Genomic DNA, 23,119 nt, shown 5'->3' on the forward strand with positions numbered 1-23,119 from the left:
TGCGCGAACAAGAGCTGGCGCTCTAGCCAGCTCTTTCCGTCGGCTCGCTAGCAAAGTTCTTGTTCGACAATCCTGTGGCCCCTAGAATACCGCGCCGTCGCGTAACCACGCCGCGACTCTTCTGACGGTGTTCGGCTACAGCGACCATGACTTTGCCCTCCCGATCCCAGCGATCCGCCCTGTACAAGTCTCATCCGGAGCTGATCCTGAACCTGGGCAGTTGCCTTGCAGTGCTCGCTATCGTGGCCATCGTCAGCTACCTGGTGCTGCGCGAACGCATTAACGTCGAGCAGAGCGCCAGCCGTGCGGCGAGCAATATCGTCCAGCTGATCGAAAGTGACATCCAGCGCAACGTCGAACTCTACGACCTGTCCCTGCGCAGCTTGATCTGGGCCGTACAACAGCCCGATCTGAAATCCCTGTCACCGACCCTGCGGCAAAAGATCCTGTTCAACCAGGCCTTCGCCATGCCGGTACGCGGCGACTTGCTCTGGCTTGATGCGCAGGGCAATGTACTGGCCGACTCCACCAGTGTTCCCCCGCGCCAGGCCAACTTCGCCGACAGCAAAGTGTTCCAGGCCCATCGCCAGAATGCCGATCTGGGCATGGTCATCAGCCCGCCGTTCAAAGCGCGCCTGGGCGACCTGGACTGGTGCATCAGTTTCAGCCGGCGCATTTCCGCTGCCAACGGCGAGTTTGCCGGGGTGGCCGCCGGCGCCCTGCGCCTGTCGTACTTCACCGATCTGTTCAAGCGCCTGGATATCGGTAGCGACAGCAGCATCAACCTGATGAACACCGACGGCGTTTTGCTCGCCCGGCAATCGAACATCGCCGAAGACGCGCTGATCGGCGCCAACTTCGCCGACCGCCCCAACTTCAAGCGTCTGATGGCCGATGGCAACGGTAGTTTCGCCGGCTACTCCGGGCGTACCGGCAAAGCCAGGCTGTACACCTTCGCGCGGGTCGCCGACCTGCCGCTGATCGTCGTCGTGGCGCGCTCAAGCGATGAAGTATTCGAGTCCTGGCGACGCACGGCGTTGCTGGTCAGCTGCGCCACTGGCGTGCTGTGCATCGGTATCCTCTGGCTGACGCTGCTGCTGGGCCGTGAGCTACGCCGTCGGCAATCTGCCGAGCAGGATCTGGCCGAGCTTGCCGCCACCGACAGCCTCACCGGCCTTGCCAACCGCCGCCAGCTCGATCAGGTGCTGCGCCGCGAATGGTCACGGGCCCAGCGCAACCACCGCCCGCTGGCGGTATTGATGGTCGATGTCGATCACTTCAAGGCGTTCAACGAACGTCATGGTCATCAGGGCGGCGATGAAGCCTTGCGCAAGGTCGCCGCCGCCATTGCCCGCAGCATTCGCCGCCCCGCCGATCTGGCGGCGCGCTACGGTGGCGAGGAGTTTCTGGTGGTCCTGCCCGAGACCGAGCGGCACGGCGCCCAGGTGCTGGCTGAACGCATTCGCCGCAGCGTCGAGGCGCTGCCGCCGTTCGGTGATGACACCCAGCCGGTTACGGTGAGTATCGGTATCGGCTGCTACACGCCAGACGCCCAGCACGATCTGGCGACCTTGCTGGGCAGTGCTGACGATGCGCTCTACAGCGCCAAGCGCAACGGTCGCAACCGCGTCGAAACCGCAGACTAGGAACGGGCGCGGGCAGCGTTGCGCAGTGCCTTGACCTGGTCATGGTTGCGTTGCACGCCATGGTATTGGCGCTCGACCATGGGAATGACTTCGCTTCCAGCGGCCAACGGCAGCTTGGCCAGTTTTTCCAGGGCATCCTTGTAGGCTTTCAGCGCGTGGTCCTCACCGCGCTCGACTTCATTGAGCACCGCCTCTTCATCCTTGCCGGTAAGCATCGACTTGAGATTGACCCAGCCACGGTGCAGGTCACCGCTGACGCTGGTGGAAGTTTCCGGATCGCCGCCCAGGGCACGCACTTGCTGCTGCAGCTCGGCAGCTGCGGTAGCGCATTCGCCGGCGCGCTGCACAAAGTAGCTTTTCAGCTCGGGATTCTTCACATCCTCGGCAGAGGTTTTGAAACCTTTCTCGCCATCCTTGCTGAACTCGATCAGTTCATTGAGTACCGAGATAACATCTTTGTGGGGACTGGTCATGACACTACTCCTTTGCATGAGGGAAGATGCAGTAACCCGAGCAGTGTTCGTGCCAGCCTGAATTTGAAAAATATTTTAATAATTTTCAATAGCTTACGATTAATTGAACTCTTCAGGCTCCAGCGTTCTGCATGAACTGTCCTTTGGCCTTCATGCAGATTGCATGTATGTTCGACAGGTCCCTTTACAGAATCACATTGCATGAATCCCGAGACACTTGAACTGCTGGTCACCCGCGAAATGCCATTCGGCAAATACCAGGGCCGGCTGATCGCCGACCTGCCGGGTCATTACCTGGCCTGGTTCGCCCGCCAGGGTTTTCCCAAAGGGGAACTCGGCGGGCTACTGGCCTTGATGCACGAGATCGACCACAACGGCCTGGGCGAGCTGTTGGTGCCCCTGCGCAAGAAGCACCCGCGCCGCCGTCCCTGATCAGGCCTTGACCGGCTGCACCGTCAGCTCCACCACTTCACTGCGCTTGAGCACGGCGTAGGCCAGCGCCGTCAGCAAGCTACCCGCAAGGATCGCCAGCAGGTACAGCAACGCGTGGTTGATGGCGTTGGGAATCAGCATGACGAACAGCCCGCCATGCGGCGCCATCAGCTTGCAGCCGAAGTACATCGACAGGGCGCCGGTCAACGCACCACCGGCGATACTCGCCGGAATCACCCGCAACGGATCCTTGGCTGCAAACGGGATCGCCCCCTCCGAGATGAAGCACAGACCCAGCACAAAGGCCGCCTTGCCGGCTTCGCGCTCGCTTTGGGCAAACTTGCGCCGGGCAATGAAACTGGCGATGCCCAGGCCAATCGGCGGCACCATGCCGGCGGCCATGGTGGCGGCCATCGGGGCATAGCTCTGCGACGCCAGTAAGCCCACCGAGAAGGCATAGGCAGCCTTGTTGATCGGGCCACCGAGGTCCACGCACATCATCCCGCCGAGCAGCACACCGAGGAGGATCGCGTTGGTGGTGCCCATGCTGTCGAGAAAATGCGTCAGCCCTTCGAGCATCCCGGCCACCGGTTTGCCGACCACATAAATCATCACCAGACCGGTGAACAGGCTGGCCAGCAACGGAATGATCAGGATCGGTTTGAGCGCCTCGAGGCTGTTGGGCAAACGCACCCAGCGGCTGATCGCCTTGGCGCTGTAACCGGCGAGAAAACCGGCGACGATGCCACCGATAAACCCGGCGCCCAGGGTACTGGCCAGCAAGCCACCGATCATCCCCGGCGCCAGCCCGGGACGGTCGGCAATCGAGTAGGCGATGTAACCGGCGAGCAACGGCACCATCAGTTTGAACGCCGCTTCGCCACCGATCTGCATCAGCGCGGCCGGCAAGGTGCCCGGCTCCTTGAAGGCCTCAATCCCGAACACGAAGGACAAGGCGATCAGCAAACCGCCCGCCACCACCATCGGCAGCATGAAAGAGACCCCGGTGAGCAGGTGCTTGTACACCCCGGTTTTCTCGCTGCGGGTCGTACTGGTATTGGCGCTTTGCGCAGTTGATTCCTCGCGGCCTTCGGCCAGGGCCTTGTTCAAGGTGGCCTGGGCCTGTTTCAACGCCACGCCGGTACCGCAGCGATAGATGCGTTTACCGGCAAAGCGCTCGGTAGGCACCTCGATGTCGGCGGCCAGCAGCACCACGTCGGCCTCGACAATCGCGGCAGGCGTCAGTGGATTGCGCGCACCGACCGAGCCCTGGGTCTCGACAGTGAGTTGATGGCCCAGTTGCTGCGCCGCCTGCTGCAACGCCTCGGCGGCCATAAAGGTATGTGCGACCCCGGTCGGACAGGCAGTGATGGCGACGATCCTGGCGCTGCGCTCGACAGGGGTCGATGGCGCTTCTGCGACCGGCTGATAAACCTCAGCCTGTTCCGCCGCCTGACAGAGAAAGTGCTGGATATCGCTCAAGGCCTGGGCCGGCGAGCTCTGGAACAGGCGCTTACCGGCAAAACGCTGCAAGTCCAGCGGGCCGCTGCTGACCACCAGCACCCAGTCGGCGGCAGCGATCACCGCCGCCGACAATTGCCCCTGGGGTTGCCGCGGATCATGCACTTCAACACTGGTGCTCCAGCCCAGACGTTGCGCGGCGGCGTCCAGCAGGCGCGCACTGAGCACACTGGAAACCTGGCCGTTGGGGCAGGCGGTGACGATGGCAATGTTCATCTGCAACCCTCTTGTTGTTCTTCGCCCAGGCGCACGTCGTGCTGCAGTTGCGCCAGCTGCGCGCGGTCGTTGATGCCAAAACCGATCTGGGTCACCGCCTGGGCGGCGATCGCCGTGGCCAGGCGCAAGGTCTGCTCCGCTGAATCGGCGCCGAGCAGGCCATGGACCATGCCTGCCAGCAACGAGTCACCGGCACCCACCGTGCTGGCCACCTTGACCGTTGGCGGCACGGCCGTGAGCACGCGGCTGTGCTGGAACCAATTGACCCCATGCTCGCCCTGGGACACCACCACATGTTCGACGCCTTGGGCGATCAGTTGGCGGGCGGCCAGTTGTTGTTCAGCAAAACTGTGCACGCTGCTACCGAGCACTTCGCCGAGCTCGTCGGTGTTGGGTTTGACCAGCCAGGGCGCACTTTGCAGCCCGGCGCGCAGGGCTTCGCCGCTGCTGTCCAGAGCGACCTTCAGGCCCATGGCCTTGAGCTGTTCCAGCAGTTGCCGCAACCATTGCGGGCTGAGGCCACGCGGCAGACTGCCGGCCACCACCACCGCATCATGGCCCGGCGCGATATGCGTTAGCTTGGCCAGCAGTTGTTCACAGGCCTGTTCGCTCACCTCCGGCCCCGGCCCGTTGATGTCGGTCACGCGGCCATCGGCTTCCACCAGCTTGATGTTGCAGCGGGTCTCGCCCGGTACGCGAACAAAGCAGTCGGCAAAGCCACGCCGGGCAATCAGATCCTCGAAAGGCTGCAGATTGCCGGCGCCGAGAAAACCACCGACAGTGACGTTATGGCCAAGGTCCGCCAGCACTTGCGCAACATTCAGGCCCTTGCCCGCCGCATGGCTGTGCTGGGCCTGGCTGCGGTTGACCTGGCCGCTGCGCAGGGTATCGAGGCTGACAGTCAGGTCCAGCGCCGGGTTGAGGGTCAGGGTGAGTATCTTGGCCATTCAATCGTTCTCCACCAGCGCCCGTACGGCGCTGGCACTGCCCTGCAGCAGGGCTTGCTGAGCAAGCTGCCGGGCGTGTTCATAATTCAGTTCGCGGACCAGGGCCTTGACCTCGGCAATGCTGCGCGCCGCAACGCTCAGCTCATCGACGCCCAGCCCCAGCAGCACGGCAACCGCCTGCGGGTCAGCCGCCAGCTCGCCGCACACGCCCACCCACTTGCCATGGGCATGGGCGGCACGCACGGTCATGTCGATCAGTTGCAGCACCGCCGGGTGCAGGCCGTCGGCCTGGGCCGACAGGCTCGGATGGCCACGGTCGATGGCCAGGGTGTATTGAGTCAGGTCGTTGGTGCCGATGCTGAAGAAATCCACTTCGCGGGCCAGCACCGGGGCGAGCAAGGCCGCCGAAGGCACCTCGATCATGATCCCCAGTTGCAGGTCGCTGACGCTGATTTCTTCGCGCAGGCGTTCGACCATCGCCCGTGCCTGTTGCCATTCTTCAAGCTGGCCGACCATGGGGAACATGATCCGCAACGGACGATCACCCGCCGCACGCAGCAAGGCGCGCAACTGAGTCTCCATCACCTGCGGACGCTGCAGGGTCAGGCGAATACCGCGCACGCCGAGGAAGGGGTTCTCTTCCTTGGCGATCGGCCAGTAAGGCAGCGGCTTGTCACCGCCCACATCCAGAGTACGCACCACCAGTGGCCGACCGCCGAGACCGTCGAGGACACGGCGGTACTCGGCCTCTTGCAGCGCTTCGTCGGGGGCCTGCTGGTGGGCCATGAAAATCAGCTCGGTACGTAGCAGGCCGACACCTTCGGCGCCATGCTCGACCACCGCCTCGATGCCCTTGCTGTCGCCAATGTTGGCGAACACTTCGATGGCATGCCCGTCACGGGTCAACGCCGGTTCCAGGCGATGGGCACGGGCCAGTTGCAGGCGTTGCTCACGGCGATCGCGTTCGGCCAGGGCGCGCTGCAGCTCATCGGCAGGCGGCGCGACGTGCAGGCGACCACGCTGACCATCGAGCAACAGTGCAGTACCTGAAGCGATCAGCAATACCGCATCGCCCGCGCCGACCACTGCCGGAATACCCAGGGCGCGGGCGACGATGGCACTGTGCGCCGTCGCGCCGCCACGGGCGGTGAGAATTCCGGCGACACGTGCCGGGTCCAGGCGCGCCACATCCGACGGGCCGACCTCCTCCATCACCAGCACATAGGGTTGCTCCGGCGCCGGGATGTCCGCCTCGCCACACAGCTGGGCCAGCACCCGACGACCGATGTCGCGCAAGTCGGCAGCACGCTCGGCGAGCAAGACATCGTGCAACGCCTCCTGCTGGCGCGCCGCGTTGTCGATCACCGCCATCCACGCCGCCGGGGCGCTTTCGCCCTGGCGCAGACGCTGATCGACTTCGTCACTCAGGTCGGGGTCGGCGAGCATTTCCTGGTGGGTGATGAAAATTTCGCCGATGGCCTTGGCCTGGCTGCGCTGGATCAGCGCGCCGATCTCGGCATTGACCGCCGCCAGCGCCTGCTGCAGGCGCTGGCGCTCGATGGGCAGCGACTCACCGCGCAGCGGATAATCGAACTCACGCAGCACCTGAATATGCGCCGGGCCGCTGGCAATCCCTGGCGCGGCCGCCACGCCGTGGATCACCGCACCCGGCGATGGCGCCTGAAGCTCAGGCTCCGGGAGCATTTCAGGCGCGGCTTCGGCCACCACGTCCAGTGCCTCGACGTCCTCGCCCAGCCCCGCTTCAATCGCCGCCAGCAAGGCCGGCAGCGCATCGGCGGCCACATTAGGCTCAGCAATGATTTCCAGCACCTGGCCGCGCCGGGCACCGAGGCTGAGCAGCTTGCTCAGGCTCTTGGCCGAAACGGCCGCCTGGCCGCTGTCGACCACACGCACACGAATTTCACCGTCAAACGCCTTGGCCAGTTGCGCCAGCTCCTTGGCCGGCCGCGCATGCAAGCCATGGGCATTGGCCAGGCCGATGCGCGCACAGGGCCAATCCGCCGGCACTTCACCGCCCAGCACTTCGAGCACCGCGCGGCTATTGGTGGCGCGGCACAGTTCCTGGCCGCGGCCTTCGATCAACAGCGTGCACAAGCGCTCAAGCAAAGCCTGATGGGCTTCGCCCAGGCTAGCGAGGCAAAACACCCCGTGCAGAGGTTGGTCGCGATAACGCAGCGGTTGCTGTGGGGTGACAAAGGCCAACCCGGGCTGACGCACGGCCTGCTGGCTGTGCAGCCACCACAGGCCTTCGCCCAGCGGCAGCGGCTCGACCTGCTGCAGCACCCCGGCAAAACCAGCGCTGACACAGTCGGCGCGGTGTAACAGACGTGCAGCACGCCAGACCAACTCGTCGAAATCTTCGGCCGTCACGCCCAGGCCGATCATCTGCGCATCCAGCGCCAGCTCCTGCGGAGCACCTTGCAGCAACTTGAGCAGTGCCTCGGCAGAACTGGCCCGACGCAGCGCCTCGGCCAGGTCGGTTTCACCCAGAGCGCGGGTCAGCAGTTGCAGCAAGCGCAGGTGTTCATCGGAGCGTGCGGCGATACCGATGGCCAGGTACACCTTATGGCCATCGCCCCAGTCCACGCCCTCGGGGAACTGCAACAGACGCACGCCGGTGGTAAACACCTGATCGCGGGTTTCCGGGGTGCCATGGGGGATCGCAATACCCTGGCCCAGAAAGGTCGAACCCTGCGCCTCGCGGGCCTGCAGGCCCGCCAGGTAGCCGTCGGCAACCAGGCCATCGCTGACCAGGTGCTCGGCCATAAGCTGCAGCGCCGCCGACTTATCCACAGCCGACTGGCCCATGGATATCTGCTCTACAGTGAGCTCGAGCATGACCTTCTCCTTTGCAGCACCCGGCGGGTGCTGAGGTATTGTTGTGAATTTTTCAGCATAGGGCCAGTTGCTATCAGCCCTCGGCAGGCGGTGGTTCGGCAGAAAAATCGCCTGCTGAAACGTTTAATCTGGAATTGTGAGCACGTTACTCGATAATCTTCGATCAATGAAGCCCCATCTTGTCGGACAATTGCGACAATGGTCGTCTGCGCCCTGATCAAAGAATCGGCGACAATTCCCGGTCAGGCTGTGCAAGCAGCCCCGGTATAACAAGGAATTTGCGGTGAAACTCAGCGATATCGCCCGACTGGCCGGTGTGTCCGTAACGACTGCCAGCTATGTCATCAACGGCAAGGCCGAACAGCAACGCATCAGCAGCAGCACGGTGGAGCGTGTGCGTGCGGTGGTCGAAGCCCATGGCTTCACCCCCAACCCGCAGGCTGCCGGCTTGCGTAGCCGTCACACCAAGACCCTGGGGTTCATTCTCCCGGATCTGGAAAACCCCAGCTATGCACGCATTGCCAAACAACTGGAACAAGGCGCCCGGGCCAAGGGTTACCAACTGCTGATTGCCAGCAGCGACGACCAGCCCGAAAGCGAACGCCAGTTGCAGCAGCTGTTCCGTGCCCGCCGCTGCGATGCGCTGTTTGTCGCCAGCTGCCTGCCGGCCGGTGACGACAGCTATCGCCAGCTGCAAGCCAAAGGCCTGCCGATCATCGCCATCGACCGTAGCCTGGACCCGGCGCATTTCTGCTCCGTGGTCAGCGACGACCGCAACGCCAGCCTGCAACTGACCCGCAGCCTGCTCGCCACCAAGCCCGCGCACATCGCCCTGATCGGTGCGCGGCCAGAGCTCAGCGTCAGCCAGGCGCGGGCCGGTGGTTTCGATGAAGCGCTGCAAGACTTTACCGGCAAAGTCAGCCGCTACCAGGGCGAAGCCTTCAGCCGCGAGTGCGGCCAGCGCCTGATGAACGAACTGATCGCCGAACTCGGCGGCTTGCCGGATGCCCTGGTCACCACCTCCTACGTGCTGCTGCAAGGCGTGTTCGACGTCCTGCAGGCGCGCCCGGCCGACTCGCGCAGCCTGCAACTGGGCACCTTCGGTGATAACCAGCTGCTCGACTTTTTGCCACTGCCGGTCAATGCCATGGCCCAGCAACACGGCGTCATGGCTGAAATCGCCCTGAAACTGGCCCTGGCTGCGGTTGAAGAAAAACACTACGAACCTGGCGTACACGCCGTCGGTCGAACCTTCAAACAGCGAATCATCAAGGCCTGAGCATGCGCCTGATCGACACCCACACCCATCTGGATTTTCCGGATTTCGACCCTGACCGTACGGCCCTGCTGGCCAACGCCAGGGCCGCGGGTGTCGAGCGCATGGTGGTGCTCGGTGTGTATCAGGACAACTGGCAGCGGGTGTGGGACCTGGTGCGCAGCGACCCGCACCTGTATGCCGCCTTCGGCCTGCACCCGGTCTATCTCGACCAGCACCGCCCGGAGCACTTGCGTGAACTGGGCGACTGGCTAAGCCGCCTGCGTGGCGAGCGCCAGCTGTGTGCAGTAGGTGAATTCGGCCTCGACTACTACCTGCCGGAACTGGATCGCGAACGCCAGCAGCACTGGTTCGAAGCCCAGCTGCAACTGGCCGTCGACTTCAACCTGCCCGCCCTGCTGCATGTGCGCCGTAGTCATGCCGCGGTGATTGCCACGCTCAAGCGTTACAAACTTGCGCGTGGTGGCATCATTCACGCATTTGCGGGGAGCTTTGAAGAAGCCCGCGAATATCACAAGCTCGGGTTCAAACTGGGCCTTGGCGGCGCCGCCACCTGGCCGCAAGCACTGCGCTTGCACAAGGTGCTGCCGCAGTTGCCGCTTGAGAGTCTGGTGCTGGAAACCGATGCGCCGGATATGGCGCCGGTTATGTATGCCGGGATGCGCAACAGTCCTGAGCATTTGCCGCAGATTGCTACCGCGCTGGCAGCGGTGATCGGGATTGAAGTGGAGCGGTTGGCTGAGGTGAGTACGCGCAATGCGTGCGAATTGTTTGGTTGGCCAAGTAAAGGCTGACGACAAACTTACAAGCCAGCCTTAGCCGTGCGGGCCGGTGGTCGCGCACCGCGTTTCTTGATGACCGCACGATCCTCTGCGGGAATGATCGGCATATTGATGAGTGAGCCAAGGGTCATCCTCATTCCGAAGATGCGCAGAATGCCGTTAAGCGTATTGATGGTCGGATTACCCTTGTCAGTTTCCAGCTGGTAAAGCGCTTTCGTCGACATTTTGCACATAGCAGCAAAGGTTGCCTGATCAAGGCCGGTCACCTCGACACGCAAGCGGCGAATCGTGGTACCAAGGGTCTCCTGGCCAGCCACATTTTTCAGCTTGATGTCTTCAATGAGCTTTCGGCGCTCTTCAATCGAGATCAACTTCATTGCAGGCCCCACTCCGCCAAACGGACATCCAGATTGTTCAAGGGAATCGATTGTGCCCTGCGCACGCCTTCAGGCAACTCGCTCAAAAGCTCGGGAAGTGCCCGAAACTCTTGCGCCGCCTGCTTCAACCTACGCATCAACTGGTTCGTATCAAGCACACCATCGAAAGAGGCGCACACTGCAGCCCAGTCTGGTGAACCTGCTCGCTCACTCTGCCACTTGGTCACTCGCGTTACCCCCTCTGGATCGAGCACCATCGGCGCCAGGTCATAGATAGGTGCCAACTGCAGCCGTCCTTGGTGACGGAAGATCGAGGTGTTGCGGCCATGATTATCCGAGTTACCCAGGATGCGGTTGAGCAGATCACGGCGTACGTACTCGAACACCAGGTCATCGATTTCATCAACTTGCTGGTTTGCTTTCCACAGATGGACCAGTCGCTGCACCACCTCTTCATGCCGCATCGCCGAGCCGGGCACCGTGTTTGCGCAGACTGAATAGATCGACTCCATCGCAATACGCTCTACCCTGCCGCCGTCTGCGCGCCTATCGAAACGTGGCATCCAGAGGCTCGGCTTTTCCGCTTCCTCCAGCGCCAACCCTTCTACCGCCACGGTATCGAGCCCAAGTGCGGCGATCGCCCGGTAATAAAGAAACTCGGCACGCAGGATATCTTTATCGCGTTCAGTCACCTTGTTACGCGCAAACTTCACCAGCCAATGGCGGAGTGCCTGGTCATCGGCGAGCACTGCATCGGCATGTAAACCGCCGTTGGCATCCTCGGTCATCAGCAACTTCGGCGCCTCTCCCTGCGCACCGGTTGCGCCCCCCATGGCGGCGCCGAGCTCATAGGCGTATTCAAGGAAATCGTTAGACCGCTCAATAACGTCTTGCCGTGAGAAAGCGATGTCCCTGGCGGGATCGATATGCTCGCTCGACTCTTTGACTCGCAGGTGTCCAGCAGGGGCTGGCGTGCAGCGTTTGAGCAGGAACAGCTCCATATCCATCCCTTCGGGCTTCTCGTGCCCGAAACGGACCTCAAGGGATTTACGCGCCGCACCGGCGGGAACGATGTCGTAGACAAAGGCGGGATACCCGACGGTATCCGTCGCGGTCCAGCTCAACGGCAAATTCACACTGACAGCAGGCTCGAAAGCAGACCCCATGCTTTCGATGAATTCCAACAGATAACCTTGGCTATAGGCAGTAGAACAGGCACTGTCAGCTACCCGCCGCTCATTTTGAACGGTAAGTACCAACGCGTCGTGCCATTGGCCTTCCACGAAGGCCTGCAGAGTGAGTTGCTCAGCCATCACGCCCTCGTAAATCGGAACTTTAATGCTGCAAAATATAGCTCCGCCAAGGGTAATCGGCAATAAAATTCTTGTTAGCAACAATCCCAGAGATAAATCAGCACTTTAGTACTGATTAAATTTCCGGCGCGCCGACATGCGCCAGGAGGCCTGGCGTCGGTCGAGGATTCGAGGATTTCGGTTGAACTGCGCTTACTGCTGCAATATGAAAGCTGCCATAGCCTGCAGATCATCCTGGCTCAATTGCGCAAACGGCGGCATTGGAACACTCCCCCATCTCCCCGTACCGCCCTGCTGAATGCTCAACGTCACCTTGACCAATGCCTGCGCATCGTTGGCGTACTTGGCCGCCACATCGCGGTACGCCGGCCCTACCACCTTGTGATCAAGGGCATGACAAGACAGGCAAGCATTGTTCTGCAACAAGGCCATGGCATCGATCTTTGCCCCCTGCGCTGACGAGGGTTTGCCCGGCGCCGGATACGATGCCGCCTGCACGTCGGCATCGCTCGCCTCGGCACTGCCATAGGTCGCTGCCAGGTAAGCACCGATGATGCTCACATCCTGATCGCTGATCGGCGCGCCATACACCTTCTGCATCTTGCCGGCTTCGGCCGTCCATTGCGCCAGGCTCATGCCCGGCGGCTGGAAGCTGATGTAATCGGCAGAATGGCAGGTGGAACATTTCTGCTGGGCCAAGGCGTAGCCCGGTAGTCCATTGGCCTTGAACACCGCCGTTTCCGCCGGCAAGGTGATCGACAGCGGCGCGGCCTCAAGCATCGCGACCCAACAAACCTGAACCGCGCACAGTAACGTGGTCATGCGTTTCATCTGGCTCATGCAGGCTTCCTCAGGCGACGGTCACGTGGGTGGTTTCGACAACGTGACGGCGATAGCCGCCGGGGTTCCAGTCGGCTCGTAACGGCTGGGTCTCGCTCGCAGCGTTACTGGCGCGCACCATCAGTTGAGTGGCGCCTTGGCTGCCGAAGCTGATCGCCAGCGTCCACTCGCGAAAGGAGAATCGCCCCAGATCCTCACCCAGTGTGGCCTCACGCCAATGCCGACCACCGTCAATCGAAACCTCCACCTTGTTGACGCCGGCACCACCGTCGAAGGCGATGCCCTTGAGCAACACACGCTGGTTAAGTGGCAACACATCGCCATGTTTGACGCTGGTAATGAAGCTGCGCACCGGCAATGTGGAAATCGGCCGGGTTTTCGCCGCCGTGGTGCCGGGCGCGATACACAAACAATCGTTATCCGGAACCTGGTATCCCTTGGCCATGAAAAAGCCGTCGTAGGTGTGGTCGAGCACCTCGATCTCACTCAGGTGCTTGACCCAGTACGTGCCGAAGTATCCCGGTACCACCAGACGGATCGGATAACCGTTGAGAAATGGCAGATCGGTGCCATTCATTGCCCAGGCGATCATCGGCTCGCCGTTCATGGCATGGCTGATGTCCAGGGCCTTGATGAATTCCGGCGTGCTCGCCAGTACCGGCTTGTCGAGGCCACGGAAGGTCACTTGCCGGGCCGCAGCGTTCACCCCGGCCTTTTCCAGTACCGCCTTGAGCGGTACCCCCAGCCAGCGTGCATTGCCCATCGAGCCATTGCCCAGCTGCGCGCCGAACACCCGCGGCATCGAGAAGCCACGGCTGTTGCCTGAACACTGATTGACCGCCACCACCTCGACGGGGTCGCTGAGAGCCTTGAGTTCATTCAGCGACAATGACAGCGGTGTACCGACCGAGCCCTTGACCGTCAGCCTGTAGCTGTCCGGGTCGATGCTGGTAGGGAAATTAGCCAGATGGTAGCGGACAAAAAACGCGTCATTGGGCGTGATCGGTCCTTCGTTGAACACCGCGAATGGCGTTTCAAGGTGCGGCGGGCGGGTGCTCACCAGGGTCAGTGGGCGCTTCTGTGGGTATTGCACCAGCGGCCGTGGGCCGGCGGCGAAGGTCACCCCTTCAGCGCTTTCGTCAGCCTTGGCCAGGTTCGCCAACGGCGAAGCTGCCACCGCCAGGGCAAAGGCATCGCGCAGAACACGTCGACGGCCAAGGTTGTTGCTACCTAAAAAGCTGAACTTCATGCCGCGCTCCCTGTGATGGCGTTCCTGAAAGGCAACTGACAGCGCCCTGTCAGTTTTTCTAGCGCCTTTCAGTATCGTCACCGGCAGATTCGCTGCTTTTCATTGAGCGTCAGCGGCTTGGCAATTGATGACAGTCTGGAGGTCAGATCAGAACCAGCCGGTGTCTTCCTCCAGCTCTGCGCGGCACTGCTTGAGCTGCGCACCATAGACCTTCGACTGCTGCTCGACCTTGCGTGCCACCTGCATCAGCCACGGCTTGCTGCGATAGGTCCCACGACTGAAACCACCGCGCCCCTCGTGGTAAGCCAGGTACTGGTTGTAGGTATCCCACTTGGAGATCCCCAGCTGTTTTTGCGTGCCGTCGGTATACCAACCAATGAACATCATCGCGTCATCAAAGTTGTCCCGCGAGCCGCCATTGCCGGTGCCGTCCTTGTACTCGCCCCAGACCGGGTCCTGGGCTTGTGCATAACCATAGGCCGAGCTCACGCGCCCCCAGGGAATTACCCACAACAGGTAATCACGCGGCGGCAGTGCATCGTGAATGAAGCTGCTTTCCTGCTTCATGATCGCCATCGCCACGTGTTGCGGCGTGCCGTACTTTTCCTGCATCTCCAGCGAATCTTCGTACCAGTCAGGGTATTGGCGGAAGATATTGCAGAGATTGTTCTGATCCCTGGGCGGCGCGGTGGCGCAGCCAGTCAAGATCACACACATCAGCATCAGTGCCCAAACCAGCCCTTGTTTCATCCATCGCCCCAGCAAAAAAATGAGGGCATTGGTTGCCCTTCGTATGTAACGCAGAATTCTATGATGGCCTGCGCCCTGGCAGGGTCACCTGCATCAGCGCAACGAATCTTCAGAATTTCCCGATTCCATGTAGTCCATTTCCGAATCATACTTTTGCGGCTTTCAAGCCATTGCAGTGGTCCCGCGAGGGGCCTAGTCTCGACCGGTCGTTGTCAATTTCAACGATCGGTTTTGACAGGCCGGCAACATCGTGAGACATGTGCAAGTCTTTATGGCAATTGTACGTGGGGCACCTTCGTGTGCGCCGAGTTCTCCGATCGGTCTGTCAACCCGCGTACAGTTGCCACCCATTTGTTTGACAGCAGATGCGTGGCGGCTCCACTTACTCGGAGACACCATGTTAAAAATCGTCCCTGATCCACCGCTCCACACAAACCAATCCCTCGAAGACATCCTCGTCCAGATCTCTGAATACCTGGTCTGTGCCATGACCGTGGCGCAACAGACCGTCCTCCTCCATTCCAGCTCCCCAGGTCAGATCCTGACCTTGTCCACCATGCATGAAATCGACAACGCCCGAAGTTTGGTTGAAGTGGCGTTGAGCAGAGTTCAGTTACAGCACTGAAGTATCTACAGGTGAGCGCCAGCGTTGCCGACGCAAAGCTGGCCGCTTAGGGCGTAGCGCATACCGGGAGAAGGTGGATGAACGAGGATTCGCTTGCAGGCCGCACTTCAGGCCTCAAAACAATAGGCATCGGCGTGTTCGGTGAAGGCGAGAACGGTTCTCCCGTTGAAGACCTGTTCCGGATTGAACCTGGGCACAATGCGGATTATGTTCTGGAACAGGCAGCGCTGTTGATGAGCTACGTGAATAAACTGACGCATCATTTGTTGTTCGAACAGGATGAAGCCATGATTGGCGCCGCCCATTACCTGAGCGGGATGGCCAAGGCGATGGTTCAGGACGTCGCGCATGGGGTGCTGGTGAGGTGACGAAGTGACAATGGAAATTATAGCTGCCAGTGGCTCTGGATATGAGCGGGACTTGCAGGTCCTGCTTGATGGCGTGGTGATATATTGCACGACGACAATAGTTAATAAATACATGGACAAGCCATGTATTGACAATGACTTGCTAAACGCAACCATAAAAGAAAACTCATTTTCTCTAGCATATTCTGTGTTGTGTCGCGATTCGAAAGTCTTATTTGACCAGCCTTTTCCCCGCTCACCAAGTTCCGTGCTGAACGGAATATGTATAGCGATAAAAGAAGAAGATTCTTTTGTTATCAGGAACAGTGTATTGGGGGCTGTCTTTGTATCTTTTGAGAACGCCGTGAAGCTGTCACTAGGGCAAACGGTTTTTGTCCGCGGCGAATTACATGTCGATAGTGCGTTTATTAACCTGGAGGGCTTTGCAGGGTGATACTCGAATGCGGTCTTGGCCTTTGAATTCCAGCAACACAGAAGCAGCGCGCCGGACGTACTAACCTACTGTACTTCGGCCGGCGTTTTGTGAAAGTCTGCGCGTCCTTTGCCGGTCGACTTTCAATCAATGCTGGCGCAATTGCCGTGGGCTCGCGTTCAACAGCCGGCGCATCAGACGTCGGAGTGCAGTTGCATCCTGGTATCCGACTTGCTCCGCAACCGCTTCCACGGAGTATTTACTGGATTCGAGCAGCGCCCGGGCCTTGTTCAACTGCACTCGCTGGATGAGCTGTCGGGTGGAGTGGCCTGTGGCCTTGTGGACGTGACGCGACAAGGTCCGCTCGGACATGCCGGCCTGCGCCGCCAGCGCCTTGACGCCGGGCAGTTGCGGCAAGGACGCTTCGATCTGCGCGGTCAGGTTCGAGATCAGGGCGTTGCCCTGCGCCATCATCGCCGGGACCACGAAGGGCGACTGCAAATGCCGACGATCGAGCAGCAAGGCTTTGCCAACCGCGTCGGCAATCCCGGGCGACAGACGTCGGCGTAGCAGGTGCAGCATGAGATCGGTTTGGGCGAAAGCGGCACCCGCCGTGGTCAACGGAGGATCAGCCAGCACCATGACGTCCGGATCAACGCAGCAGCGCGGCGAAATCCTCTGCAAGTGCGGCGCCAGCCACCAGGAGGTGGTCACCTTGCGGCCATCCAGCAGCCCTGCGGCATGCAGCAGAAACACGGCCGAGCATGACGCGGCAATCTCTTTGCCGTTCGACAGGTGGGCGTTCAGTGCACAGAGCAAGGGCGCGACCCAGGCCTCCTCCAAGCGCCGTTCAAGCATGTCGACGTCACTGACGCCAATACCCGGTATGACCCAGCAAGAGCTGTCCGCGGCGCTATTCTCGAGCGGCTCGACGTGCAGTTGCAGGCCATGGCCGAGCGTCACCGGTCCTGGTTGGAGGCCGCACACCCGCCAGCGCGGTGTCGCCTCGCCGTGACGTTCAGCGACAGTTGCAGCGGTGGCGAGAATGTCCAGGGTGGCGCTCACACTGGAGGCGAATGCCCCCGGTACGACCAGAATAGTGAAATCGTGCATTGTCCGATTATGCCCGAAAGAAGACGGATCGGTCACTTATGCGCAATTGGAGGGAGCTGGTCCAATAGCACCTCCACTTTCGCCAAGGTTTTCAGCCATGCCTAACATCCTGATCAAGGTACCCACCGGGGCTTTCAACAACCAACAACGAGCGCGCCTGTTGATGCGTGTCAGCGAGGCAGCCATTGCGCACGAGCATATAGGCGACAACCCACGCCAACGCAGCCTGTGCTGGGTGCTTATCGAAGAAGTTCGCTCGACCGATTGGCTATGTGGCGGCGTGAACCCGCATGCCCAGGCCATTCCCTGCATCGTCATTGTCAAGGTGCCTGCCGGTGTGCTTGACGAGCCCATGCGCAGGGACTACATCCAGGGCCTGCATCAGGCAGTCGCACTGTGCCAGGAACCGGACGACCAGCGCTTGCTGATGACCTCGATACAACTGCTGGATGTTACCGATGGCACCTGGGGCGCGAACGGGAGTCTCTGGCATCTTGCCGACTTCACCCGCGCCGCCGGTTATGCACATCTCACCTCTCAAGAGGCTCCAGGCCACTGACAGCTACCTGCCGCCCGCGCTTGAGATCGACGCTGGCCAGGATCAGCAGGCCGACAACGAAATAGCTGCCGGTAATCAGCATTGCCAGGCGGTGATCGCCTGCGGTCAGCCAACTGGTCAGGCCGTAAGTCATCGGGCCGAGGATTGCCGAGAGTTTGACCGCTAGCCCCCAGAGGCCGAAGAACTCCGCCAGCCGCGTCGGTGGCGCCAGCAGGCCGACTATCGCGCGGCCGGCCGATTGGCTGGCGCCCATGCACAGACCGGCGAGGTTGGCCGCCAGCCAGAACAACCCCGGCCCCTGCGCGCCCCAGACCAGCCCGACCATACCGAGCCAGCCCAGCAAGGTCAGCGTCAGCGTGAGTCGATGGCCGAGGCGGTCTTGCAGCCAACCGAACAGCACGGCGCCGATGGACGCCGTGATGTTCACCACCAGGATCAGCAGCAGCGTGTCTTGGGTACTGAAGCCCATGACCTGATTGGCATAGATGGCAGCAAGGGTGATCACTGCCGAGATACCGGCCTGGTAGCAGACGGTGCAGGCAAGAAAGCGCAGCAGGTCACGATAGCGCCCGGCATCGCGCAGGGTTTGCGCGAAGCGCGCCAGCACCGCTTGCGCAATAGGCGTGTCGCCGTGCGACGACTGCGGCTGGCTGCGCTCGCGCAGGTACAGGAAGGTCGGCAAGCTGGCGACGAGGAACAAGACCGCGGTGATCAGCATGCACACCGGCACGAACTGTGCCGCAGTCTGGCCCTGCGCTTGAGCCCAGCTGACGAAGGCCAGGCAGGCGCCCAGGCTGACCAGCCCGCCGATATAGCCGAATCCCCAGCCCCAGCCGGACACCTTGCCCAAGGCATCCGTTCGGGCGAGTTCGGGCAGGAAGGCGGCGATCAGGTTCTCGCCGCTGCCGAAGCAGAAGTTCGATAGCACAATGAAAAGGATCGCGACACCAAGCTCCCCCGGCCCGGCCAGCGCAAGCCCAGCGGTAAACACGACGCAACCGAGCGTACTGAACAGCAGCAGGCGCTTCTTGCAGGCGAAGGCGTCGGCATAGGCGCCAAGCAGCGGCGCGGTCAGGATGATCAGGGCATAGGAGAAGGCTATGGCACTGGTCCAGGCCAGCGTACCCCAGGCTTCGTCCTTGGCGACGACAGCGACGAAGTAGGCGTTGAATACGGCGGTGATCACTACTGTCGTGTAGCCGGAGTTGGCGAAATCGAACATCGCCCAGGCCCAGATTTCTCGGCGTGTCACTCCGGGGGCAAGGCTGGCTGGCATGGTGATTTCCCTGCAGGCACTGCGTCCTGAGAGCCTAGCCCCGGCTCACTCATCCTGCGAGCGCTTGCGTTCATGATGGCATTCCCAGCCACCGCCATAGGCGCATAATAGAAGTCGAGCGTCCTGTCATGAGGGGCCTCTGATGTCTCATCCGCCTTTAGAGACTCGCGCCGTTCCCCGCGCCAGTGGGGATGCGGAAAAATTGCTCGAAATTGTCCAGCGCACCGTGGTCGAGCTGCGTCCGCAGGCAGAAGGTTTATCCGTTACCTTGCACAGTGTGCTGGATCGGGACCTGGGCATAGACAGTCTGGCCCGGGTCGAACTGTGGTCACGCATCGAGCATGAGTTCGGTGTACACCTACCGGAAAACCTGTTCGCCTCGGCAGACACCCCCGCCGACGTACTGTACGTGCTGCACAGCAGACATGGCGCCGAGGCCATACGTCCGTTGCCCTCCAGCGACGCCATCGAGGCCCTGACAACAACAGCGCAGACGCCGGACGCAGCGCAAACCTTGATCGAAGTACTGGACTGGCAAGTACGCCAGCAGCCGCAGCGTCTCCACGTGCGCCTGCTGGGCGAAAATGACCAGCAGGACGATATCAGCTATGGCGCCTTGCACCAGGGCGCCCTGGCCGTTGCCGCCGGGCTGCAACGCTGTGGCTTGCTCGCCGGTCAGACCGTGGCGCTGATGCTGCCCACCGGCCGCGATTTTCTCCATGGCTTTTTCGGCATCCTGTTGGCCGGTGGTGTGCCGGTGCCCATCTACCCACCGCTACGCCTGTCGCAGATAGAGGATCATCTGCAGCGTCAGGCCGGCATCCTGCGCAACGCCGAAGCCAAAGTGCTGATTACCGTGACGCAAGCCAAGCTGCTTGCCCGGCTGCTCCAACCACAGGTTCCGAGCCTGACTCACATCGCCAGCGTGGCCGAGCTGACAGCCGAGGGCGGCGAGTGCCGCACTCCGCCACGGCAAGCGAATGACATTGCCTTCCTGCAGTACACCTCGGGCAGCACCGGCCAGCCCAAAGGCGTGATGGTCAGCCACGCCAATCTGCTGGCCAACCTGCGCAGCATGGGTGGGGTGCTGAAAGTGGGGCCGCAGGACGTGTTCGTCAGCTGGCTGCCGATGTACCACGACATGGGCCTGATCGGCGCCTGGCTGGGCAGCCTGTATTACGGCTACAGCCTGGTGCTGATGTCGCCGCTGGCTTTCCTGGCGCGACCGGCGCGTTGGTTATGGGCCATTGATCGCTTGCACGGTACGTTGTCGGCGGCGCCCAACTTCGCCTACGAACTGTGCCTGAGCAAACTTGCCGACAAAGACCTCGAGGGCCTGGACCTGAGCCATTGGCGCATAGCCTTCAACGGTGCCGAGCCGGTCAGCCCGGAGACCTTGCAGCGATTCACCGAACGTTTCGCGCGCTACGGCTTTGCACCTGCTGCGATGGCCCCCGTCTACGGCTTGGCCGAGGCCACGTTGGGTGTGGCCTTTCCGCCCTTGGGCCGAGGGCCGTTGATCGACCGGGTGCAGCGCGAGGCGTTTCAGCTCCACGGCACAGCACTGCCTGCGGCGGCGGATGCCAGCGCAGTGCTGCGCTTTGTCTCCAGCGGCCGGCCGCTGCCGGGCCATCAGATTCGCATCGTCGACAGCAGCGCAGTCGAACTCCCCGAACGCAACGAAGGCCACCTGCAATTTCGCGGGCCATCCACCACCGATGGCTACTACCGAAACCCTGAAGAGACTGGCCGGGTACTGCGCGATGGCTGGTTCGACTCACTCGATTTCGCCTACATGGCCGGCGGAGAGGTCTACCTGACCGGCCGCGCCAAGGATCTGATCATCCGTGCCGGGCGCAATATCTATCCCTACGATGTCGAAGCGGCGGTCGGCAATTTGCCCGGTCTGCGCAAAGGTTGCATTGCGGTGTTCGGCAGTCCCGACCTGGCCACCGGCACCGAGCGCCTGGTGGTGTTGGCGGAAAGCTACGAAAAAGACGCTGCCGTGCGGCAACAGCTGCAGCAGGAGGTCAACCGCATTGTGGTCGATCTCACCGGTGTGTCGCCCGATGATATTGTTCTGGCACCACCGCACAGCGTACTGAAGACCTCCAGCGGCAAGATTCGCCGTGCTGCCAGTCGCGAACTGTATGAGCGTGGCGAGCTGGGGCGGCCACATCTCGCCGTGTGGCGCCAGCTTCTGCGCCTTGTGGTGCAGGCCGTACGCCGGCATATCGGTCGGCGCTGGCGGGCCTGCCGCGCGGCGCTGTATGCCGCTTACATCTGGCTGCTGTTCTGCCTGGTCACACCCCTGACCTGGCTGGGCGTCGCGGTCCTGCCGCGCCAGCGTTGGTGCCGCAGCTTTACCCGTATGGCCGCACGGCTGTTCGTGGGCTTGACGGGTGTGCCGTTCAGCGTCACCGGGCTGGAGCACCTGCCTGAAGCTGGAGCGAGCGTACTGGCCGCGAACCATGCCAGCTATCTGGACGGTGTCATACTCTGCGCGGCCCTACCGCCGCAGTTCAGCTTTGTTGCCAAGCGCGAGCTGGCTGACCAGTGGATCGCCGGCCGCTTCCTGCGCAAGCTCGGTGCACACTTCGTCGAACGCTTCGACCTGCAACGCAGCGCCGCAGACGCCGCGCCCCTGGCCGAGGCGCTAGAGGCTGGCCAGTCCCTGGTGTTCTTCCCCGAGGGAACCTTCACCCGCGAACCAGGCTTGCGAACCTTCCATATGGGTGCCTTCGTGCTCGCCGCGCGTGTCGGCGTGCCGCTGCTGCCGGTCGCAATCTGCGGCACGCGCAGGGTGCTGCGCGACGGTCAGTGGTTCCCGCGCTACGGTGCAATCCACGTCAATGTCTGCCCCCCGCTGTTGGCGCAAGGGCCGGACTGGCTACAGGCAATCAAGCTGCGGGATACGACGATAGCGATGCTGCTGGAGCACCTGGATGAATCGGAGCGCGCCCAGCGCGCAGGCTAGGCGACTGCTTTGATATCGACTCTAACGCGATGTTTCGACTTTCAACACTTCTGTGTAAATAGCGTCGACCGTTTGACCGGGCTCAAGGTCCGTTAAGTGCGCCTGCACTTTTGGGTCTTTGACAATAACGACCTGCTCTTTTCCATCCGGACGCAGCAGGGTCACTTCGTTTTTCAGCCTATCGACGTGGGTGATCTTCGAAGTAACTCTGGCCGTGCGATACACCTCACCACCCGGCGCGCTGTCATCGGTGGCGCGATTGATCCAGGCATCATTGGTGACACCCGGCGTACCACCCACGTTGGTATCGAGTACGTAGTCGATCGATCGAGTTACGTTGATGTCGACCTTGTCGCCGACCTTCAGGTTGCGCAGCGCCTTGGCCTGGTCGGTGAGCTGGATGGGAACCGGGCGTTTATCAAGGCCTTCGATGGTGACCTGATAGTTTGCCGGATCAACGGCCAGTACCTGGGTTTCAAAGTATTCATTCTCGGCCTCGCTGTTCAACAGTACTTCGGCCGCACGGGCGGCAAAGCTGGCAGTGGCTACAAGCGAAACGAGGGCAACAGCATGGACGACAGAGCGAAGTGATTTCATAGGGCTGCTTTACATTGGATGGTTGACCGAGCAGCGCCGGAAATACCAAATCCGAGCACGCTGCTCGTGCGCCAAAGCATGGCGATTCAAACGCACAAATCCGTGGCGTTGATCAGTGTGATGAGCCAAGACGAACGTTGCCGCGCGGGCCGGCCAACGCCCAGATGATCAGACCGAGCACCGGAAGAAATGCAACAAGCGCTACCCAGAGCACTTTCTTCAGGGTTTCGCTATTGCTCCTCACCACATTGATAATCGCCCAGATATCCAGGACAAAAATGATGAAGGCGATAAAGTTGTACAAGATAGAGCCCATGAACACACTCCAGCTGCGATGAGATTGCCGGTCAGAATAGCAAAGGTTCCGGGAAACACGGCCCGCCAGCCTAAAGTGGCGTCTGGGTGAGCGCTATAGGGAAATACCTAAAAGTAAAAACAAGGCAGCAGGAAACAACAAAACCCTCAGCAGATGGGCTTTGCATGATTTTACTTAGGCTAAAAAAGACAATCA

At 61.4% G+C, this 23,119-nt stretch carries 22 protein-coding genes; 9 read left to right on the forward strand and 13 right to left on the reverse strand.

Features of this window, described 5'->3' with window-relative positions:
* Positions 1 to 152 precede the first annotated feature (152 nt).
* Positions 153 to 1,646, forward strand: coding sequence for a GGDEF domain-containing protein (locus AC07OF_RS07650; protein WP_157194687.1), 1,494 nt, complete (start codon positions 153 to 155; stop codon positions 1,644 to 1,646).
* Here the strand turns inward: AC07OF_RS07650 and AC07OF_RS07655 are convergent.
* Positions 1,643 to 2,119: a PA2169 family four-helix-bundle protein gene (locus tag AC07OF_RS07655; protein WP_495072720.1), complete on the reverse strand. Its 477-nt coding sequence runs from the start codon at positions 2,117 to 2,119 to the stop codon at positions 1,643 to 1,645. The two genes, AC07OF_RS07650 and AC07OF_RS07655, sit on opposite strands and share 4 nt — an antisense overlap.
* A 201-nt stretch (positions 2,120 to 2,320) precedes the next feature.
* Between AC07OF_RS07655 and AC07OF_RS07660 the strand changes: the two genes are divergently transcribed.
* The gene (locus tag AC07OF_RS07660; protein ID WP_157191170.1) at positions 2,321 to 2,551 is read left to right on the forward strand and encodes a DUF3820 family protein; all 231 of its coding nucleotides are present in this window, start codon (positions 2,321 to 2,323) and stop codon (positions 2,549 to 2,551) included.
* Here AC07OF_RS07660 and AC07OF_RS07665 read toward each other — a convergent pair whose 3' ends face one another.
* Genes AC07OF_RS07665 through ptsP form a run of 3 tightly spaced genes read right to left on the reverse strand, consistent with a single transcriptional unit; the run spans position 2,552 to position 8,094 of the window.
* Positions 2,552 to 4,288 (reverse strand): PTS fructose-like transporter subunit IIB, encoded by a 1,737-nt coding sequence (locus AC07OF_RS07665; protein ID WP_495072721.1) that lies wholly within the window; start codon positions 4,286 to 4,288, stop codon positions 2,552 to 2,554.
* Positions 4,285 to 5,235: a 1-phosphofructokinase gene (pfkB, locus tag AC07OF_RS07670; protein WP_157191168.1), complete on the reverse strand. Its 951-nt coding sequence runs from the start codon at positions 5,233 to 5,235 to the stop codon at positions 4,285 to 4,287. Before pfkB ends, AC07OF_RS07665 begins: the two co-directional genes overlap by 4 nt.
* Positions 5,236 to 8,094, reverse strand: coding sequence for a phosphoenolpyruvate--protein phosphotransferase (gene ptsP / locus AC07OF_RS07675; protein ID WP_495072722.1), 2,859 nt, complete (start codon positions 8,092 to 8,094; stop codon positions 5,236 to 5,238).
* 283 nt (positions 8,095 to 8,377) lie between these two features.
* Here ptsP and cra point away from each other — a divergent pair, with 283 nt between their 5' ends.
* Entirely contained in the window at positions 8,378 to 9,373 is a 996-nt protein-coding gene (gene cra, locus AC07OF_RS07680) for a catabolite repressor/activator (protein WP_157191166.1), read from the forward strand.
* Between the two features lie 2 nt (positions 9,374 to 9,375).
* A complete protein-coding gene (locus AC07OF_RS07685) occupies positions 9,376 to 10,164 on the forward strand; it encodes a TatD family hydrolase (RefSeq protein ID WP_157191165.1) in 789 nt (262 codons plus the stop codon).
* An 8-nt stretch (positions 10,165 to 10,172) separates the two neighbouring features.
* Here the strand turns inward: AC07OF_RS07685 and AC07OF_RS07690 are convergent, their stop codons facing one another.
* The 5 genes from AC07OF_RS07690 to AC07OF_RS07710 form a co-directional block, all read right to left on the reverse strand.
* A complete protein-coding gene (locus AC07OF_RS07690; protein WP_495072723.1) occupies positions 10,173 to 10,529 on the reverse strand; it encodes a helix-turn-helix domain-containing protein in 357 nt (118 codons plus the stop codon).
* Complete coding sequence (locus AC07OF_RS07695; protein ID WP_495072724.1) at positions 10,526 to 11,842, reverse strand: type II toxin-antitoxin system HipA family toxin; 1,317 nt, start codon at positions 11,840 to 11,842, stop codon at positions 10,526 to 10,528. Before AC07OF_RS07695 ends, AC07OF_RS07690 begins: the two co-directional genes overlap by 4 nt.
* Positions 11,843 to 12,034: 192 nt before the next feature.
* Positions 12,035 to 12,682 carry a SorB family sulfite dehydrogenase c-type cytochrome subunit gene (sorB, locus tag AC07OF_RS07700; RefSeq protein WP_495072725.1) on the reverse strand — a complete coding sequence of 216 codons (648 nt, stop codon included), beginning with the start codon at positions 12,680 to 12,682 and terminating at the stop codon, positions 12,035 to 12,037.
* A gap of 10 nt (positions 12,683 to 12,692) precedes the next feature.
* The gene (sorA, locus tag AC07OF_RS07705; protein ID WP_495072726.1) at positions 12,693 to 13,931 is read right to left on the reverse strand and encodes a SorA family sulfite dehydrogenase catalytic subunit; all 1,239 of its coding nucleotides are present in this window, start codon (positions 13,929 to 13,931) and stop codon (positions 12,693 to 12,695) included.
* Between the two features lie 147 nt (positions 13,932 to 14,078).
* The gene (locus AC07OF_RS07710; protein WP_157191161.1) at positions 14,079 to 14,681 is read right to left on the reverse strand and encodes a transglycosylase SLT domain-containing protein; all 603 of its coding nucleotides are present in this window, start codon (positions 14,679 to 14,681) and stop codon (positions 14,079 to 14,081) included.
* Positions 14,682 to 15,078: 397 nt separating this feature from the next.
* On the opposite strand from AC07OF_RS07710, the gene AC07OF_RS07715 reads away from it, so the two are divergent.
* The 3 genes from AC07OF_RS07715 (at position 15,079) to AC07OF_RS07725 (ending at position 16,107) form a co-directional block, all read left to right on the forward strand.
* Positions 15,079 to 15,306, forward strand: a complete 228-nt coding sequence (locus tag AC07OF_RS07715) for a hypothetical protein (protein WP_495072727.1) — start codon at positions 15,079 to 15,081, stop codon at positions 15,304 to 15,306.
* A 77-nt stretch (positions 15,307 to 15,383) separates the two neighbouring features.
* Positions 15,384 to 15,674, forward strand: a complete 291-nt coding sequence (locus AC07OF_RS07720) for a DUF3077 domain-containing protein (protein ID WP_495072728.1) — start codon at positions 15,384 to 15,386, stop codon at positions 15,672 to 15,674.
* A 10-nt stretch (positions 15,675 to 15,684) separates the two neighbouring features.
* Entirely contained in the window at positions 15,685 to 16,107 is a 423-nt protein-coding gene (locus AC07OF_RS07725; protein ID WP_495072729.1) for a hypothetical protein, read from the forward strand.
* Positions 16,108 to 16,233: 126 nt separating this feature from the next.
* Here the strand turns inward: AC07OF_RS07725 and AC07OF_RS07730 are convergent, their stop codons facing one another.
* On the reverse strand, positions 16,234 to 17,199 hold the full coding sequence (locus tag AC07OF_RS07730) for a GlxA family transcriptional regulator (RefSeq protein WP_191831118.1): 966 nt from the start codon (positions 17,197 to 17,199) through the stop codon (positions 16,234 to 16,236).
* 97 nt (positions 17,200 to 17,296) lie between these two features.
* Here AC07OF_RS07730 and AC07OF_RS07735 point away from each other — a divergent pair, with 97 nt between their 5' ends.
* Positions 17,297 to 17,758, forward strand: a complete 462-nt coding sequence (locus tag AC07OF_RS07735) for a tautomerase family protein (protein ID WP_495072730.1) — start codon at positions 17,297 to 17,299, stop codon at positions 17,756 to 17,758.
* Here the strand turns inward: AC07OF_RS07735 and AC07OF_RS07740 are convergent.
* Entirely contained in the window at positions 17,730 to 19,034 is a 1,305-nt protein-coding gene (locus tag AC07OF_RS07740) for an MFS transporter (RefSeq protein WP_495072731.1), read from the reverse strand. The genes AC07OF_RS07735 and AC07OF_RS07740 overlap by 29 nt on opposite strands.
* Positions 19,035 to 19,176: 142 nt before the next feature.
* Here AC07OF_RS07740 and AC07OF_RS07745 point away from each other — a divergent pair, with 142 nt between their 5' ends.
* On the forward strand, positions 19,177 to 22,011 hold the full coding sequence (locus tag AC07OF_RS07745) for an AMP-binding protein (RefSeq protein ID WP_495072732.1): 2,835 nt from the start codon (positions 19,177 to 19,179) through the stop codon (positions 22,009 to 22,011).
* A 21-nt stretch (positions 22,012 to 22,032) separates the two neighbouring features.
* Here the strand turns inward: AC07OF_RS07745 and AC07OF_RS07750 are convergent, their stop codons facing one another.
* The gene (locus tag AC07OF_RS07750; RefSeq protein WP_495072733.1) at positions 22,033 to 22,608 is read right to left on the reverse strand and encodes a hypothetical protein; all 576 of its coding nucleotides are present in this window, start codon (positions 22,606 to 22,608) and stop codon (positions 22,033 to 22,035) included.
* Positions 22,609 to 22,720: 112 nt separating this feature from the next.
* Complete coding sequence (locus AC07OF_RS07755) at positions 22,721 to 22,924, reverse strand: PLD nuclease N-terminal domain-containing protein (RefSeq protein ID WP_157191153.1); 204 nt, start codon at positions 22,922 to 22,924, stop codon at positions 22,721 to 22,723.
* Positions 22,925 to 23,119 lie beyond the last annotated feature (195 nt).

The sequence above is a fragment of the Pseudomonas sp. GW821-FHT10B02 genome (assembly GCF_059415665.1).

What these genes read in the sequence shown, in the direction of transcription:
- AC07OF_RS07655 (WP_495072720.1), bottom strand. Translation starts at nt 2,119, where the DNA reads ATGACCAGTCCCCACAAAGATGTTATCTCGGTACTCAATGAACTGATC.
- AC07OF_RS07660 (WP_157191170.1), top strand. Translation starts at nt 2,321, where the DNA reads ATGAATCCCGAGACACTTGAACTGCTGGTCACCCGCGAAATGCCATTC.
- AC07OF_RS07665 (WP_495072721.1), bottom strand. Translation starts at nt 4,288, where the DNA reads ATGAACATTGCCATCGTCACCGCCTGCCCCAACGGCCAGGTTTCCAGT.
- pfkB (WP_157191168.1), bottom strand. Translation starts at nt 5,235, where the DNA reads ATGGCCAAGATACTCACCCTGACCCTCAACCCGGCGCTGGACCTGACT.
- ptsP (WP_495072722.1), bottom strand. Translation starts at nt 8,094, where the DNA reads ATGCTCGAGCTCACTGTAGAGCAGATATCCATGGGCCAGTCGGCTGTG.
- AC07OF_RS07685 (WP_157191165.1), top strand. Translation starts at nt 9,376, where the DNA reads ATGCGCCTGATCGACACCCACACCCATCTGGATTTTCCGGATTTCGAC.
- AC07OF_RS07690 (WP_495072723.1), bottom strand. Translation starts at nt 10,529, where the DNA reads ATGAAGTTGATCTCGATTGAAGAGCGCCGAAAGCTCATTGAAGACATC.
- AC07OF_RS07695 (WP_495072724.1), bottom strand. Translation starts at nt 11,842, where the DNA reads ATGGCTGAGCAACTCACTCTGCAGGCCTTCGTGGAAGGCCAATGGCAC.
- sorB (WP_495072725.1), bottom strand. Translation starts at nt 12,682, where the DNA reads ATGAGCCAGATGAAACGCATGACCACGTTACTGTGCGCGGTTCAGGTT.
- sorA (WP_495072726.1), bottom strand. Translation starts at nt 13,931, where the DNA reads ATGAAGTTCAGCTTTTTAGGTAGCAACAACCTTGGCCGTCGACGTGTT.
- AC07OF_RS07710 (WP_157191161.1), bottom strand. Translation starts at nt 14,681, where the DNA reads ATGAAACAAGGGCTGGTTTGGGCACTGATGCTGATGTGTGTGATCTTG.
- AC07OF_RS07715 (WP_495072727.1), top strand. Translation starts at nt 15,079, where the DNA reads ATGTTAAAAATCGTCCCTGATCCACCGCTCCACACAAACCAATCCCTC.
- AC07OF_RS07720 (WP_495072728.1), top strand. Translation starts at nt 15,384, where the DNA reads ATGAACGAGGATTCGCTTGCAGGCCGCACTTCAGGCCTCAAAACAATA.
- AC07OF_RS07725 (WP_495072729.1), top strand. Translation starts at nt 15,685, where the DNA reads ATGGAAATTATAGCTGCCAGTGGCTCTGGATATGAGCGGGACTTGCAG.
- AC07OF_RS07730 (WP_191831118.1), bottom strand. Translation starts at nt 17,199, where the DNA reads ATGCACGATTTCACTATTCTGGTCGTACCGGGGGCATTCGCCTCCAGT.
- AC07OF_RS07735 (WP_495072730.1), top strand. Translation starts at nt 17,297, where the DNA reads ATGCCTAACATCCTGATCAAGGTACCCACCGGGGCTTTCAACAACCAA.
- AC07OF_RS07740 (WP_495072731.1), bottom strand. Translation starts at nt 19,034, where the DNA reads ATGCCAGCCAGCCTTGCCCCCGGAGTGACACGCCGAGAAATCTGGGCC.
- AC07OF_RS07745 (WP_495072732.1), top strand. Translation starts at nt 19,177, where the DNA reads ATGTCTCATCCGCCTTTAGAGACTCGCGCCGTTCCCCGCGCCAGTGGG.
- AC07OF_RS07750 (WP_495072733.1), bottom strand. Translation starts at nt 22,608, where the DNA reads ATGAAATCACTTCGCTCTGTCGTCCATGCTGTTGCCCTCGTTTCGCTT.
- AC07OF_RS07755 (WP_157191153.1), bottom strand. Translation starts at nt 22,924, where the DNA reads ATGGGCTCTATCTTGTACAACTTTATCGCCTTCATCATTTTTGTCCTG.